14 protein-coding genes and 3 pseudogenes are annotated in these 15,926 nt (G+C 33.0%); 8 read left to right on the top strand and 9 right to left on the bottom strand.

Going from position 1 to position 15,926, the window contains the following annotated elements; all coding sequences use genetic code 11:
• The first annotated feature begins 32 nt into the window (after positions 1 to 32).
• Together BG20_RS04125 and BG20_RS04120 are read left to right on the top strand one after the other, a co-directional pair.
• Positions 33 to 293 carry an AlbA family DNA/RNA-binding protein gene (locus BG20_RS04125; RefSeq protein ID WP_238527492.1) on the top strand — a complete coding sequence of 87 codons (261 nt, stop codon included), beginning with the start codon at positions 33 to 35 and terminating at the stop codon, positions 291 to 293.
• The gene (locus tag BG20_RS04120; RefSeq protein ID WP_007401359.1) at positions 274 to 516 is read left to right on the top strand and encodes a hypothetical protein; all 243 of its coding nucleotides are present in this window, start codon (positions 274 to 276) and stop codon (positions 514 to 516) included. The genes BG20_RS04125 and BG20_RS04120 overlap by 20 nt, the downstream gene beginning before the upstream one ends.
• Here the strand turns inward: BG20_RS04120 and BG20_RS04115 are convergent.
• The 3 genes and pseudogenes from BG20_RS04115 to BG20_RS04105 form a co-directional block, all read right to left on the bottom strand.
• A complete protein-coding gene (locus tag BG20_RS04115) occupies positions 513 to 1,130 on the bottom strand; it encodes a LysE family transporter (protein WP_010191276.1) in 618 nt (205 codons plus the stop codon). The genes BG20_RS04120 and BG20_RS04115 overlap by 4 nt on opposite strands.
• 58 nt (positions 1,131 to 1,188) lie before the next feature.
• Complete coding sequence (locus BG20_RS04110) at positions 1,189 to 1,902, bottom strand: proteasome assembly chaperone family protein (protein ID WP_010191274.1); 714 nt, start codon at positions 1,900 to 1,902, stop codon at positions 1,189 to 1,191.
• A 37-nt stretch (positions 1,903 to 1,939) separates the two neighbouring features.
• A pseudogene (locus BG20_RS04105) lies at positions 1,940 to 2,888 on the bottom strand (deoxyhypusine synthase).
• A 274-nt stretch (positions 2,889 to 3,162) separates the two neighbouring features.
• On the opposite strand from BG20_RS04105, the gene BG20_RS04100 reads away from it, so the two are divergent.
• Both BG20_RS04100 and BG20_RS04095 read left to right on the top strand, forming a co-directional pair.
• Positions 3,163 to 4,086 (top strand): inositol-3-phosphate synthase, encoded by a 924-nt coding sequence (locus tag BG20_RS04100; protein WP_010191272.1) that lies wholly within the window; start codon positions 3,163 to 3,165, stop codon positions 4,084 to 4,086.
• Positions 4,087 to 4,366: 280 nt separating this feature from the next.
• The gene (locus tag BG20_RS04095) at positions 4,367 to 7,891 is read left to right on the top strand and encodes a chromosome segregation SMC family protein (protein WP_010191270.1); all 3,525 of its coding nucleotides are present in this window, start codon (positions 4,367 to 4,369) and stop codon (positions 7,889 to 7,891) included.
• Here BG20_RS04095 and BG20_RS04090 read toward each other — a convergent pair.
• A complete protein-coding gene (locus BG20_RS04090) occupies positions 7,888 to 8,853 on the bottom strand; it encodes an ABC transporter ATP-binding protein (protein ID WP_048097053.1) in 966 nt (321 codons plus the stop codon). The genes BG20_RS04095 and BG20_RS04090 overlap by 4 nt on opposite strands.
• Before the next feature lie 219 nt (positions 8,854 to 9,072).
• Here BG20_RS04090 and egtD point away from each other — a divergent pair, with 219 nt between their 5' ends.
• Positions 9,073 to 9,984 (top strand): L-histidine N(alpha)-methyltransferase, encoded by a 912-nt coding sequence (gene egtD / locus BG20_RS04085; RefSeq protein WP_010191266.1) that lies wholly within the window; start codon positions 9,073 to 9,075, stop codon positions 9,982 to 9,984.
• On the opposite strand, the pseudogene egtB reads toward egtD, so the two are convergent.
• The 5 genes and pseudogenes from egtB to BG20_RS04065 form a co-directional block, all read right to left on the bottom strand.
• Positions 9,977 to 11,285, bottom strand: a pseudogene (gene egtB / locus BG20_RS04080) (ergothioneine biosynthesis protein EgtB). The gene egtD and the pseudogene egtB sit on opposite strands and share 8 nt — an antisense overlap.
• Before the next feature lies 1 nt (position 11,286).
• The gene (locus tag BG20_RS13110; RefSeq protein WP_238527491.1) at positions 11,287 to 11,409 is read right to left on the bottom strand and encodes a hypothetical protein; all 123 of its coding nucleotides are present in this window, start codon (positions 11,407 to 11,409) and stop codon (positions 11,287 to 11,289) included.
• A complete protein-coding gene (proS, locus tag BG20_RS04075) occupies positions 11,376 to 12,728 on the bottom strand; it encodes a proline--tRNA ligase (RefSeq protein WP_010191261.1) in 1,353 nt (450 codons plus the stop codon). Before proS ends, BG20_RS13110 begins: the two co-directional genes overlap by 34 nt.
• 66 nt (positions 12,729 to 12,794) lie before the next feature.
• Positions 12,795 to 13,083 (bottom strand): annotated as a pseudogene (locus tag BG20_RS04070) (hypothetical protein).
• 106 nt (positions 13,084 to 13,189) lie between these two features.
• Positions 13,190 to 13,387: a hypothetical protein gene (locus BG20_RS04065; RefSeq protein ID WP_010191258.1), complete on the bottom strand. Its 198-nt coding sequence runs from the start codon at positions 13,385 to 13,387 to the stop codon at positions 13,190 to 13,192.
• 164 nt (positions 13,388 to 13,551) lie between these two features.
• On the opposite strand from BG20_RS04065, the gene serB reads away from it, so the two are divergent.
• From serB to BG20_RS04050, 3 genes are all read left to right on the top strand, one after another.
• Positions 13,552 to 14,202, top strand: a complete 651-nt coding sequence (gene serB / locus BG20_RS04060) for a phosphoserine phosphatase SerB (RefSeq protein ID WP_007401371.1) — start codon at positions 13,552 to 13,554, stop codon at positions 14,200 to 14,202.
• Positions 14,203 to 14,236: 34 nt separating this feature from the next.
• Entirely contained in the window at positions 14,237 to 14,962 is a 726-nt protein-coding gene (gene cofE / locus BG20_RS04055) for a coenzyme F420-0:L-glutamate ligase (RefSeq protein WP_010191255.1), read from the top strand.
• 105 nt (positions 14,963 to 15,067) lie between these two features.
• Entirely contained in the window at positions 15,068 to 15,781 is a 714-nt protein-coding gene (locus tag BG20_RS04050; protein WP_238527489.1) for a PHP-associated domain-containing protein, read from the top strand.
• Positions 15,782 to 15,926: the final 145 nt, after the last annotated feature.

Below are 15,926 nucleotides of genomic sequence, written 5' to 3'. Positions count from 1 at the left end.
CTTCATCAAAAGATGATTCTGATGAACGTGACGTGATTTTTGTAGGTACTAAACCTGTAATGACTTATGTATCTGCTACATTGACACAACTTTCAACGAGGAAGACTGTAACAATTAAGGCAAGAGGTAAAAGAATCACTCAGGCAGTTGATGTATCTCAAATGATCGTTAAACGAATGAATGCTGTTGGATATGTTGTAAGCGATGTTAGAATTTTATCTGATTCACTTACTTCTCAAGATGGTAAAACACGTAATGTCTCTACAATAGAAATTGACATTACAAAAAATTAAAAATGTTAGGAAATTAATTCTAGTTTCTGTTTCTATTGTAATTGTTTCAATAATTGTTGGGTTTGTAATTGATTCTTGTGGGTTTAGACACATTGAAATTATTACTGGATTGAAGACATATGAAAAATCAATGGATCCAGAAATTTGTGATGCCCTAGTTGAAAAAATTAATTTATTTAATCTTGATTGTTCCCCAGAAATAGAAATTATAGATTGTGGTTAAACTATATCTGCAATGAATGTAATTCCAAAATATGCCAACATTACACTCAAACTAATCATTAAAATTTTATAATTTCTGTTAGATAGAATCTTTGAACTTTTGGAAGCTAGATGTCCTACTGAATACAACCATGCAAAATCCATCCATATGTGAAATAAAAATACAAAAAGTATTCCAGTAAATGCCCAAATTAACACGGCATCAGATATTAATTTGAACCCCACACTTAACCACCATACAATGAAAAATGGATTTAATCCCGTAAGTAAAACCCCTGTAATTATAGGGCTGTGTTTTAAATTGAAATTATTTGATTTGTTTTTTTGTAATGCTGATCTAATTTGTATTCCTGCAAATACAAAAAGTACAACTGCACCTAAAATTGAAACATATGTTCTAAATTCTGGAAAAACTTCAAATGAAAATACCCCCATTCCCAGCAGTATGACTAGTGGAAATTCCACAATGGTATGACCTATGGCCATTTTGATTCCTGCCTTTCCTCCTCCTCGCAATCCTTGAGATACATTTGCTGCAAATAGTGGACCCGGCGCCATAACACCTGATGCCGAAATTAGAATAACAATTGCCGCAAATTCTAAAATCTGATTCATGAATTTCTATTCTTGTTTTATTCGATCATAAGATAAACTTGGTACTCTGATGGTTTCTTTATCTATAGATGGAATCTTTTACATGCCTTGTTTCTTCATCAGTTTCTTTAATTGACTGCTCTGCTTTTTCTGCCTCTTTTTGTAAAAGTGGTATATCACATGACGTCCCTGGAATTAATTGTGATATACCAGTACACAATTGAGCACTTGATCTAAAGTCTGGACCTGTTCCGTCTGATTGAAACAAAATTACAATGACATCTTGATTGGTAAGTGTCCCCTCATTGAGTAGCATCCCTGGTATTCCTGGAATTGTACCGTGTTGGAGAACTTTTAATCCTGATTCTTTTAATTTTTTTCTGGCAGATTCTGTATTTCCTACTGCCATCATTCCTTCAAGTCCTCCCATTGATTTTACTGCTACACTGCTTACAATCAGCTGAATTTTTTGTTTTTTTGCCCAATTGAGCATTGTCTTTGCAACAACTCTGTGTAATGATTCATCTATTGTGAGATATGACAAAAAAATTGAAACCTTGAGATCATCATTTACAAAAATTCGTGTCGGGTAATTCGGTCTCCCTTCTTTAATAACGCTAATCGGTGGAAAACGATCAGAGTCTACAATCCCTGCTATCTTGAATTGTGATATCTGAATCATTGATTCTGTTGCAATAGCACTCGCAAATCCCATTGAAGGGAATCCATCTATAAGATAACCACCCTCTACATTAATCGATCTTAATTCTTTAATTCTTATTTTAGAATACACTGTATTTCATTAATTTTTAGTGAATAATAGTTTTTATCTAATTTTTACTCTTTATTCTTGAAATTAATGCTGCATAAATAAATGGTAAAATTGTTGTCACTTCTGCATGCAGTGTGGCTTGTCTTGCTTGCTGTGTGACCTTACCCCAAGAAATGGCTTCTCTTACCAATGCTCCACTTAAACTACCATCAAACTCTTGTGCCGTTGTAATGTAAAACGCATAATCCAAACCTTCTCTGTATTGATTCCACCATAGTGTGTGGTGCTTCGAAATTCCCCCTCCAATCATCAATGCTCCTGATTTTTTTTGCTTTGAAAATTAATCCTGATAGTAAATCTGCATCCCCTGCAAGATTTAATTTAAAATCATTGTGTTTTTGTGTGAATAACCATATCTGACTTCCTACAGCACCATCCATAATTCCTGGCACTACCACATCTATGTTGTTTTTGTAAGCCCAGTATAGAAAAGAATTTTCACCTAGGTGTTTTCCTATCATCTTGCAAATTTCTACAGTAGACATTTCTTTTATTCCATTTTTGTACTCTTCTTCTAAGAATGACTGCATTTTTTCTTCAATGAGCGGACCATAACTTTCCATTGGAACCAAAATATTTCCTAGTCTGTGTATGTGTTGGTCTGCAAGCTCGCCATCATCCATAGTGAACGAGCCTTCTTTGTAATTTGAAAAATGCCTTGCAATATCGTGATCCAAGGCACCACATGTTGTTATTGCAACATCAAACCACTTGTTTTTTATCATGTCTTTTATTATTCCGCGTAATCCTGTTGATACAACTGCTCCCACAAATGAAATAAATTTTAGACATTCTTGGTCAGATATCATTGCAGTTAAAATATCCAAACCATCTGAGAGATTAACAGATTCAAACCCTCCTGACTTTGATATCTCGTCAAAAATTTTTTCAATTGATGTATCCGAATCTATTTCAATGTCTTTTACAGGACGACCTGGTTTGATCATGTTTGATTTCTTGCCGACAGGTATAAAATTCTGCCTTGCTTATAGTGTATTTTCAATTGATTTAAGAAAACTTAAAACGAGCATAATCTCTGTAAATTTTGATTGGCAAAAAGAATTCGTGTAGGATTGGTAGGCATAGGTAATTGTTTTGCAGGCCTAATCCAAGGAATCGAGTACTATAGACAAAACCCCATCTCAGGAAGTAACTGGAATAATTCATGATAAACTAGCTGGGTATGGAATTCATGATATTGATTTTGTATGTGGCTTTGATGTGGGTGATAATAAAGTCGGAACTCCACTTAATGAAGCAATTTACGCTTATCCAAACATGGTAGATTGGATCCCAAAAGATAAGATGCCTAAAACAAACGCCAAAGTCTACGAGAGTCCTCTGTTAGATGGAGTAGGAATTTGGGTAGAAAATAGAATCAAACCTCTTGAAACTAAAAAAACACATGAGCAAATCACTGAGGAAGTCAAAAAAATAATCAAAGAAAATAATGTTGAAATCATCGTATCTTATTTGCCCGTAGGTTCTGACAAGGTCACAGAGTTTTGGGCTCAGATCTGTCTTGACACAAACACTGCTTTTGTTAACTGTATTCCATCTTTTATTGCATCTGATGAAAAATGGGCAAAAAAATTCAAAGAAAAAAACATTCCTGTAATTGGTGATGATATTAAAGGTCAGGTAGGTGCAACAATTGTTCATAGAACATTAGCTAAACTATGCAGTGATCGTGGAACTAAAATTGAAAAGACTTACCAGATTAACGTTGGAGGAAATACTGATTTTCTAAACATGAAAGAGCAAGACCGCTTGGCTTCAAAGAGAATTTCTAAAACTGAAAGTGTACAAAGTCAACTCAAGGAGAGATTGGCTGATGATCAAATCTATGTTGGCCCATCTGACTTTATTCCATTTTTAGGTAATACCAAACTAATGTTTATGCGAATTGAAGGTAGACAATGGGCTAACATTCCCTATAACATGGAAGTCCGATTAGAAGTAGACGATAAGGCAAATTCTGCAGGCATTGTAATTGATGCTATTAGATTGGCAAAGATTGCACTTGACAGAGGCGTAGGTGGCCCAATAATTCCTGCAAGCGCATACCTAATGAAGCATCCACTTGAACAAATGTCTGACGTTCAAGCAAAGAAGGATTGCGAAAAATTTGTTGAAGGCAAATAGCCATAAACATTTTCAATTAATTTTAATTATATTTTAAAAATGATTCATTTTTTTTAGATCATTATTTCACGCCTGAAAATATAATCTACAATAATTTATTCATGAATTTAGGCTCATTTTTTTATTTTATTATATAATAACCATTATAGTAAGATCAAAATTTAATTTCATTATGGTAACCGTTACGAAAAAAATGATAGTAAACCAAGAAAAATTAATCAATTATGTCAACTAAACTTGTTAAGTATCGATTATCCGACCAAATGAGAAAACAATACTATTGGTACACATTAAAAAAGTAGAGATATTTGGTTTCAAATCATTTGGATTCAAAAATACTACTGTTATGTTTGAACCCGGACTTGTTTCAATTTCTGGTCCAAACGGATCTGGGAAGAGTAACATCTTGGATGCAATTATTTTTGCACTTGGAGAAAATAAACCAAAAATGATGAGAGTTGATAAACTACGATCTTTGATTCATGATATTGAAGGAAATCGACACGGTCCGAAACTGGCACGATCAAGCGTTCATTTTGATAATTCTGATAGAAAAATTCCAGTCGATGCTGATTCTGTGGAGATAACCCGGGAGATGGATGACAAGGGTGAAAATAATTACTATCTTAACAAAAAACCAACAAACAGGAGTCAAATATTGGATTTACTTGATGTAGCAAATGCTGGTTTAGGTCAGCTAAACGCTGTACAACAGGGAACCGTTACAAGAATTTCTGAATTCACTTCAGAAGAAAAACGAAAAACAATTGAAGATTTAATTGGTTTATCATACTTTGATGAGAAAAAAACTGAAGCCATAAAACAACTAGATGATGCTGATAGAAGATTGGAAATTGCTTTAGCGAAGATGGGTGAAATCAAAAAAAGAATTGATGAGCTAGAAGAAGAGCGCAACCAAAAACTACGTCATGATATTCTTGAACGCGAATTAAATCGATACAAAGCAATTGCTGCCTCAAACAAACTTCGAGTAATTACTAGCCAGAAATCATCAAAGGAGGAAACTTTTCAGAAAATCACCAATGAAATTAAAGCATTTGATGATGAGCGAAATACAATTCGAACCGAAATTAACTCCCTAGAAAACGAAAAATCAAAATTAATGACTGCCGCCAACGATTACAGTCAAGCCAAGGCTGCAATTGATTCTGAATTAAGTTCAGCTATGGAGCAATATGAGATTGATAATAGCGCAATTGTTGCATCTACTAAACGCTTACAGCAAATTGAAATTAGAATCCCTGAAATTAAAAACGAGATTGAAACAATGCAATCTACTGGACAAGATATTCAATCAAGAATTTTACAAATACAAGAATCCATAAATGAAACTAACATAAAAAAGAACAAGATTAATGATGATTTGGAACTTCTTGATGCTGAACGAAATAAAATATTGACAGAACAATCTGTAGCAGCATCTAAAAAATCTGAAATTGATAATAAAATCAAACTTCTCTCGGATCAACTTAATCAAGCAAAACTAAAGTTATCAAAGGCAGAAAATGAAAAAGAAGAATCACAAATTAAAATTAAATCAAACACTGCAAAACTTTCTGAGCTAGAACAAGATGTAGTAAAGTTGTCTGCTTTAAAATTAAGATTAGAATCAATTATTAATAATCACAATGCATCTATCTCTGAATTACAATCTAGAATATCTAGACTGAATTCTAAAAAATCTAAAACTCTAAATGATCTAGAAGAGCTTGATTTGATTTTAGAAAAATCTAGCAAAGCCGCTGCTCAATATGAATCAAAAATAAAAACTGTAAAAGGAATAATGCATGAAGATTACACTGTAGCTAAATTAAAAGAAGATGCAGACAAGCTTGGTATTGTTGGCTTGGTTTATGAAATGATTTCTTGGGATAAACAATATGAGCGTTCAGTACTTGCCGTTAGCTCTGATTGGATTAAAGCAATTGTTGTACCAGACTTTGCAACGTTGCTTAGCATTGCAGAAGTTGCTCGCTCCAAGAATCTTCCAAAATTAAAAATAATTCCACTAGATGCAATCCCAAAATTCAAATTAGATTTGCCAAAGGATTCTGGAGTAATCGGTGTTTTATCTGATTATGTAAAATGTGATCCTTCTCATATTGCACTGAAAACATTTCTCTTTGGAAATGTAGTTCTTGTAGAATCCAGAGATACTGCATACCGTATTTCAAAAATGGGTCATAAGGCAGTGACCATAAACGGTGAGTATTTTGAGGCTAAAGGAGGGGCAGTTGTCATCGATATCAACTCCAAAATCTCAAAATTGACTAAAATTATCTCAATGAGTACTGATATTGATGGATTGCTTGAATCAATTAGTTTACTCAAAAAATATGTTTTAAAGAAAAAACATTCACTAAAGAAACTTGAAGATTCAATTCAGGGTTATGCAAAAAGACTTTCACTCTCAGAACAAGGTCTTGCATCTACTGAGGAGAATCACTCCCATCTGCAATCGAGAATCTCATCTGCAATTAACATGAAGCAGCAACTCTCAGAAAGAATTTCTGAATTAAATCAAAGACATGAAACACTGCTAGTTGAAGTTTCTTCAAGTGAGTCTCATATAGAATCATTAAATTCTAGAATTACTATAGTTGAAGAAAATTATGCAAGTGGCGAGCAAACCCGTATTGCAAATGAACTATCAAGAGTCAATGCAAAAAAATCTGATCTTGAAAAACTTTACACTACAATAATGAACGAATACCGTGATAAGGATTCACAATTAACTGCAATACAAGTCGAGGAAAATAGAAAACAGTCTCAAATAAAAGGTCTATATGATGAGATATCTTCATTAAACTCACAACATCAAGAGTTAGAAAATAAAATTAAGGAATTAGAAATACGAAAAGAATCAAAGACTGCAACCCTTGTGACATTAAGAGAAAAAGAACAAGAACTAATTTCAACTTCTGGCTCATCTATTGGCCAACTCAAAGAATATGATGACAAATTAAAAGTTCTTTCTGAAAAAGACAAGGAACTTACAAAGGAGATCAATTCACTTGAACGACAATCTGATTCTCTAACTCGTGATCTGCGTGATTTAATTGAAAATGAAACAAAATTGCAGACATTGCTGACTTCCTTTGGATTTGATAAAAACATGGAGACATTTGATGTAGATTCTATTGTTCATGGCCTGACTACTGAGTATAATTCACTTAATGCTCTTAACGCAAAGGCTCCTGAAACATATCTTGAAGTATCATATGGCTATAGATCAATGTCTGTGCGTAAAAACTCACTAGAGGAAGAACGTAACTCGATTGTTAAATTCATTGAAGATATTGAAAAAGATAAACGTCAAACATTCCTAGACGCATTTGATAAAGTGGATAAAGAAATTCGTCTGATCTTTAGTAAGATGACTGGTGGTAATGCTTGGCTTGAATTACAAAATGAAGATGATATTTTCAATTCAGGAATTTCTTATATGATCCAATTTCCAAGTAAGCCAAAAAGAGAATCCACATCAATTAGTGGTGGTGAAAAAACTTTGGCCGCAATTGTCTTTGTTTTGGCACTCCAAAAATTAAAGCCATCTCCATTCTATCTATTCGATGAAGTAGATGCTCACCTTGATGCACCAAACTCTGAAAGATTAGCAAAAATTTTGGAGGAACGTTCTCAAGAAAGTCAATTCATCATGGTCTCCCTCAAAGACTCTGTAGTTCAAAAGGCCAAACTAATCTATGGTGTTTATCCAAAAAATGGTGTATCATACGTTGTTACATACAAAGACAAGAGAATGCCATCTGTTAAAACATCCTAGTCCAGCTTTACAAAACATGCAACATAGTGTTTTGTTCCAATCTCTTCTAATTTTGGTTCCTCTTGACATTTTTCTATGGCATATGGACATCTTGCCCTAAACCTACATCCTTCATAGACATTGATATCTAAGGGCTCATTGATTCTTATCTTTCGTTCTCTATCTAGATTTTCAGGATCCGGTTCTGAGATTGCATCGATGAGAGCTTGTGTGTAAGGGTGCTTTGGTCTAAGTAAAACATCGTTAGTTGTTCCAATCTCTATAATTTTTCCAAGATATAGTATTCCTATTCTTTGACCAAAATATCTTGCAGTAGCTAAATCATGAGTAATATACAAAAAAGATATTTGATATTTTTTTTGTAATTCATGCATTAATTCTAGCATCTCTGCTCTAATGGATACATCAAGCATAGATACAGGCTCGTCTGCTAGAATGATTTTTGGTTTTAATGTTAGTGCTCTGGCAAGAACAACGCGTTGTCTTTGACCTCCGGATAACATATGTGGATATTTTTTTAAAATCTCTTCTACGGGTTCAAGCTTTACTTCCCGCAGTACTTCAATCACTCTCTTCTTTCTTTCATCCTTGTTTCCCATCTTGTGAATTTCAAGTGGTTCAGAGATGATATCTGCTATAGTCATTCTTGGATTTACTGAATCATATGGATCTTGATGTATCATCTGACAATTCATTCTAATTTTTTTCAAACTTTCCTTGTCATTTTTTATTTCTTGATTTTCAAATAGTATTTTTCCTGAATCTGATTCAATGGATTTGAGAATTAATTTTGCTATTGTTGATTTACCGGAACCTGACTCACCGGCCAATACAAATATCTCTCCTTTTTTTACTGCAAATGAAACATCATCTACTGCTTTTATCTTGGTTGTCTTTGACTTGAAGCGTCCTTTTTTGATAAACGTCTTATTCAAGTGTTCGATTCTTAGAATCTCATCCAATACATTGATTTGAATAAAGTGGTATATCAAGAAATATCTTTATGCCTATTAATTTGGGATAAGGCATTTATGTGAAATCCAATTGAAGTTAATACCTGAGTAAAACAATTCAAAAAAATATTAGCATATAAAAAATTTCAAATAGATTCTAAATTACAGTACTTTAAACCAAATTCTTCTGTCGTTGAAAAAAGTTTTGCAGATGAAATATCTTTTAGCATGAACCAATCTTCAAAATTCATCAATCCTAAATTTTTTTATGATCAAAAAGGCTCTAAATTATTTGAAAAAATATGTGATTTGCCAGAATACTATCCAACTAGAACTGAAATCAGTATTCTCAAAAGACTCAAAGATGAATTACCTCCTTATCTCAATGACTCTTTTAGATTAGTTGAACTTGGTAGTGGTTCATCTGTAAAAACAAGGCTAATTTTAGACGTATTGAATCAGATTCAGGAAAAAATTGAGTATTTTCCAATTGATATTTCTGAGATTTTGACTGAAAGCTCATCTGAACTTCAACAAGAATACGATGATCTTTTCATTACTGGAATAATAGATTCGTATGAGGGTGGTCTTGAATTTCTAAAAAACTATGATGATACTAAAAACCTGATTGTTTTTTTGGGGTCTAGTTTTGGAAATTTTACTCCTGTCAATGGAAAAGAATTTTTGAAAAAAATAAACTCAACTATGAAAGATGGTGATCTCTTTTTAATTGGTCTTGATTTGGTAAAAAGCAAAACAATTTTAGAGGATGCATATAATGATTCTCAAGGAGTCACTGCACAGTTTAATCTTAATGTCTTGTCTAGATTAAATGATGAACTTGATTCCAATTTTAATTTGAATAATTTTTCTCATTATGCATTGTATAATGAACATGATCAAAGAATTGAAATGTATTTAAAATCACTTGAAGATCAATCCGTTGTTATTTCAAAATCTAATTTATCGATTATGTTAAAGAAAAATGAATTAATCCACACTGAACATTCTCATAAATTCAAAATATCCCAAATTAAAGATTTGATGCATGATACTGGATTTAAAATAGAAACTATTTGGTTGGATGAAAATAGTTATTTCGCATTGACTTTGTTATCAAAAAATATTAAAATTAAATAATATCTGCGCATCTAAACCCAGAAAACATCCATCTCTCATCTAATCTGAAAAAGTTTCTATAACTTCCGCGAATAGACATCTTTGGTGTCCCAAATGAGCCGTCGTAATACTTTTTGATTTGTAAACCATTTATCGTTATACTCTTCAAATCCTGTCTTAAATCCTGGATATCCAATAAATTCTGAAGATGTCCATTCCCATACATCTCCTATCATCTGATGACATCCTGATGGGCTAACCCCGTTAGGATACGATCCTATCGCTGTGCATCCCCAGTGATATGATTCTAGTAAATTGGCATTTTGCTCTGTTGGCATTTGATTTCCCCATGGGAAGATTGTTTTTTGTTGTTTTTCTTCATTCCAGCATGCTGCTTTTTCCCACTCTGCTTCTGTTGGTAGTCTCTTTTGTGCCCATTTACAATATGCATCTGCTTCGTAATAGCTAATATGGCATACTGGCTCTTTTGGGTTTATTTTTCTAATTCCTAGAAAATCTCTTACTTTCCACTGGCCTTCAATTTTTTCCCAATACATTGGCGCCTTCCATTCATTTTTTTTCACTTTCTCCCATCCGTCTGACAGCCAATACTTGTAGGTGTCATAGCCTCCGTCGTTCATAAATTTCAGGTATTGTTCATTAGTTATTGGAAATTCATCCATAGTGTAATCATCAAGATACACTTTATGTTCTGGTAATTCTATATCATAACAATACCCTACATCATTATATCCAACTGAAAATATCCCGCCTTTGATTTTTATTGATTTTTGTTCAACATTTGCAGATGTTGGCAATTGATTTTTCTTTATTGGTCTATATTGATCTGCTAACAAGTGCTGAAGATCATAGACTAGCAATTCTTGATGTTGACATTCATGATGGAATCCCATCGTGATTAATTTGATTACATCATTACTTAGTGATGTCGATTCGATAAAATGATTCACTCTTTGACTAACTGTATTGAAGTATTGGAAAATTTGTTCAGTTGTAGGTCTTGAAATAACCCCCCTCTCACCTTTATCATGTGGTATTCCAAACTGTTGATAATACGAGTTTAGATATTCTGAAAATTCTGTAGAGTAGAATTCATAATTTTTGTCAATCTTGCTCATTATTGCTTCATAAATCCAACTAACATGTCCAATGTGCCACTTTGGTGGACTGGTGAAAAATGCTGTCTGTACTACGAAATCATCTTTTTCTAAAGTCTTTACTAATTCTAATGTTCTACCTCGTGTTTCTTTGAATTGTTCTAAAAGTGGCTTTTTGACTTCCATGTCGGGGGACACTGTCATTTTAATATCCTCTTGCAAATATTGGAATCATACTGCTTTGTTCTTTGCAGTAAACACACTTCCCTTCTTTATTCTCACTACCAAAAGGAATTACTCGAATGTCTGCACCTGTCTCTTCTTTGATCTTTTCCTCACATCTAGTTTTTCCACACCAATATGCGTTAAAAAATCCACCTTTCCTATTTTTGATTTAAATTCAGAATAATCTCCGATGTCTATGGTATTTTCTGCGGCCTTGGCTTTAGCATTTTTAAGCATATCTTTTTGAATTTCCTCTAAAATCATCCCTATTCTTTCAATCTCATTGAATCCAAGATTAATTTTTTCACGATTGTACCTTTTTGCTAAAACAATTTGTTGTTTTTCAATATCTTTCGGTCCTATCTCTATTCTTAATGGAACTCCTTTTAGTTCCCAATCATTGAATTTGTATCCTGGTGTCAGTTCGTTTCTGTCATCTACGTGAACTCTGATTTTTGTTGTTTCTAATTGCTCTTTAATTTCATTTAATTTTGGAAACACTATGTTTTTTGCGTCATCTGATTTGTAAATTGGAACTATTACAACTTGAATTGGTGCTACTTTTGGTGGAAGTACAAGTCCTTTATCGTCTCCATGTACCATTATCATTGCTCCAATCAATCGCCATGATACTCCCCATGAAGTTTGCCATGCAAACTGCTCAACATTGTCTTTGTCTGCAAATTTTACTTCAAATGGAATTGAAAAGTTTTGTCCTAGAAAATGAGATGTTCCCATTTGGAGGGCTTTACCGTCTGGCATAATTGATTCCATTGTAGTAGTATACACAGCACCGACAAATTTTTCTTTTTCACTTTTTTTACCAGTAATCACTGGTATAGCTAATTCGTCTTCGACTGTTTTTTTGTAAATCTCTAAAATTTTCATAACTTCTTTTTCAGCTTCTTCTTGTACTGCATGAACCGTATGTCCTTCTTGCCATAGGAATTCAGAGGTTCTAAGAAATGGTTTTGTAGCTTTGATCTCTGCTCTTAAAGCTGTGTTCCAAAAATTAATCTTTAGTGGTAAATCTCTCCAACTCTGTATCCACTTTGAATACATGGTGTATGCAAGAGTCTCTGAAGTTGGTCTGAGTGCTAATCTGTCTCCTACTTCATTTTCTCCTGAGTGTGTTACCCAAAAGACTTCGGGATTAAATCCTGCAAAATGTTTCTTCTCTTTTCCTAATAGTGATTCTGGAATTAAGATTGGAAGAAATCCATTTCTTATGCCGTTTTTAGAAAATTTCTCATCAAAAGTACTTCTTAGCGATTCCCAAATTGAATACCCATCTGGTCTTAGAACTATTAACCCTTTGACTGGTGCATAGTCTGCAAGTTTTGCTTTTAGTACTACTTGAGTATACCACTCACTAAAGTCGACCTCTTTTGAAACAGTAATTCCTATGTCTTCTTTACTCAAACTAAATTTCAAAGAAATAATTTTACTAATGAGCCTTTCGTGATAAATTATTACTAATTATGCTCTTTATTTTAATGGGTCGCCTTTACACAGTACTTTACCCATTACTCTGCTTTGGAAGTTTGGGCAAACAAAACATTGGATAAACTGAATATCATCTTTTTAATACTGGACACTTTACAAATTCTTGTTTCATTTTTTTGAGCATTTTTGGACTGACTCCTTTAAGCTTTAATTTTCCTTTGTCGTCCATCATGCCTGATTCTTTTAATTCTTTTTTTACATCGTCTGGAAGTTTTTGTTTATCTTCAGTCACATCTATGACTACTTCATATTTGTGTTCAAGTTCTTCCATGTGTAATAGAATTATTCTCCATGATTTATTACTAGCGGTTTTAGATTTTGTATAAAATATCTAGTTTAATATAATGTGAACAGATTGGTGATTTTTTAAAACAACTTTATCTGATTGAGGCCCTTTTTTTGGTTACTTTTCGGGCAGGCCTAGTTGGTTTTGTTGTTTTTGGTTTTGATTTATCTGTAACAATACTTTTGCCTACTTTCTGTGCTTTTCTTCTTGCAATGATCCTTACTTTTTCATTTTTTTGTAATTTTTTTAATTCCTCTGAACTAATTTTTCGTGTTTTTGGTGTGGTCATATATTAAAAATATTCAAAATCATGGCTAATAAGATTTTCAAAATGATGGTTCTCGTACTAATTTCATTTTTAGAGCGATCTTTTTGATTGTTTTTAGAAAAATTCTCAAATCCCTACTCTCAACTTTAATATAATTAGTAATTTTTTTGCAAATTAGAAATCAATTGCTGGCAATTTTTGATGTTGAAGGAGTCCTATATGATGCAGAATACTTGCCGATTCTTGCAGAAAAACTCAACAAGGAAGCTGAAATTTGGGAAATTACAAAAAAAGGTATTCAGGGTGTCATCAATTGGGAAGATGGACTTAGAACAAGAGTTGAGGCCTTAAAAGGTCTTGATTATAACACCTGCAAAGAAATTGCAGATGCCTTGCCTATCATGACTGGTGCTAAAGAAGCTTGTAGAGTTCTAAAAGCAGCTGGATGGAAACTCATGGCCATTTCTGGAGGATTCACAATAATGACTGATAGATTACAAAAAGAACTTAATCTTGATTATATTTTTTCAAATGAACTAATATTCAAAGATGGAAAATTAGATGGTGTTACATTACATGTTGATTCTGATAAATCAAAATCAGCTAAAATCAAAATTGCTGAATGGAATGAAAAGAAAGAAAATATCATCTGTGTTGTAGATGGTGCAAATGATGTAAAATTATTTGATATTGCTGGTTTGGGTATTGCTTACAGAGCTCAAGATGTGGTAAAAGACTTGGCAACTACAACATTGGAAGAAAAAGATCTTTCAAAGATTTTAGATATTATAAATAAACATTATCATCTAGAACTAGAAACTACCACCACTGCATAAACAATATCTTGGTGTGTTTTTACACATAGTGTAATTGCAAATTATTCCAATACACATAGACAAGGAAATTGAGCCCGGTGATGATATTTCAAAGTTAATCCTAGATTCAGCAGAAATTCATGATGGGGATATATTGGTAGTTGCCCAAAAAATCATCTCAAAACAAGAAGGAAGAATTGTTGAATTATCTTCTGTCATTCCTTCACTATTGGCAGAAGGAATTAGTTCTGAATATCAAAAAAACCCTCGAATCGTTGAATTAATTCTAAATGAATCAAAGCAAATCATTAGAATGAATAATGGAATTTTGATTGTTGAAACAAAAAATGGGTTTATTTGTGCAAATGCTGGAATTGATGAAAGTAATGTAAAACATGGATTTGTTACACTACTGCCAATTAATGCTGATTTATCTGCAGAAAAAATTTGCAATCGAATACTAAAAAATACTGGGAATGATGTTTCTGTGGTAATTGCAGATACATTTGGACGTCCTTTTAGAATGGGACAAACAAATTGTGCGATTGGTATATCTGGTATGCGTCCAATACTTGATTATGCTGGAACTCTTGACTCTTTTGAAAAAACCTTGCGAATTACTGCTATAGCAGTTGCCGATGAGATTTGTTCAGCTGCAGAACTTGTTATGCAAAAAACAACAAACTGCCCTGTTGTGATTATTCGTGGTTATAATTTTAAAAATGAAAAATCATCAATTCATGATCTAATACGTCCTGAAAATGAAGATCTATTTCGATAATCTTACTTTATTTGCAATAGGATTATAATCCAAAGAAGAAAATTTTACTTTAAATTGATTCTAAAAACCGAATTACATTGTCATAACTCCTTCTCAAATTTTCATGTGGGTGAGGACGAGGCGCCATATGATTGCAATGTGTCCATCAGGGAACAATTGGAGCGCTCTTATAATTTGGGATTGGATGCAATCTTTGTTACAAACCATAACACATTGGATGGATATGAGCAGTTATTACATTACAAAAAAGATCACAAAAAATTTCAAAACATTGCTGTTTACCCTGCAGAGGAAATCACCACTGATACTGGTGCACATGTACTTGCATATGGAATCCATCATGAAATTCCATCCGGTCTTTCATTAGATGAGATAATTGATGAAGTTAGAAAACAGGGAGGCGTCTCATCAGCTCCTCATCCATTTAGTTTACTTGATGCATTACGTGACAGTGCAAAAAAATGCGACATGGTTGAAGTCTTCAATAGTAACAACGTGGATATTCTCTCTAATATTCGCGCAACACAGTTTGCTGTAGATAATAATATGATTCAAGTATCTGGTAGTGACTCACATGTTTTGTCAACTTTAGGGCGTTGTGTTAACATGATAGAGTCTGAAAATAATCTGGATTCTATCTTACAGTCTATGAAACATGGGAAAATTGAAATTTTACAAACTGGATATGCATTACAAAATGAAACACTTGATCATTTAAAATATAAAATTCATAATTCTAAAGATTATTTAATTGAGTATATTGCAGAACATTATCCCCAACGCAAAATGGCTACTGACGTTTCTTCTAAAGATTTATGATTTTAATCAAAATAGCCATGTTTGGGCATTGTTTTACAAAATTGCTCTTTTTTTGATGAAAAGAATTTCTAAAAAAATTAATTTTCAAAATCATGACCCCAAATTTATGAAAGACCGAAATCTTGGTACAATGTTTAAAATGGCA

The sequence above is a fragment of the Candidatus Nitrosarchaeum limnium BG20 genome, from assembly GCF_000241145.1.
GTDB lineage: Archaea > Thermoproteota > Nitrososphaeria > Nitrososphaerales > Nitrosopumilaceae > Nitrosarchaeum > Nitrosarchaeum limnae.
The sequence above is the reverse complement of the archived record's forward strand: the minus strand, read 5'-3'. Positions and strand labels throughout refer to the sequence as shown.

What these genes read in the sequence shown, in the direction of transcription:
- BG20_RS04065 (WP_010191258.1), bottom strand. Translation starts at nt 13,387, where the DNA reads ATGACCACACCAAAAACACGAAAAATTAGTTCAGAGGAATTAAAAAAA.
- egtD (WP_010191266.1), top strand. Translation starts at nt 9,073, where the DNA reads ATGAACCAATCTTCAAAATTCATCAATCCTAAATTTTTTTATGATCAA.
- BG20_RS04115 (WP_010191276.1), bottom strand. Translation starts at nt 1,130, where the DNA reads ATGAATCAGATTTTAGAATTTGCGGCAATTGTTATTCTAATTTCGGCA.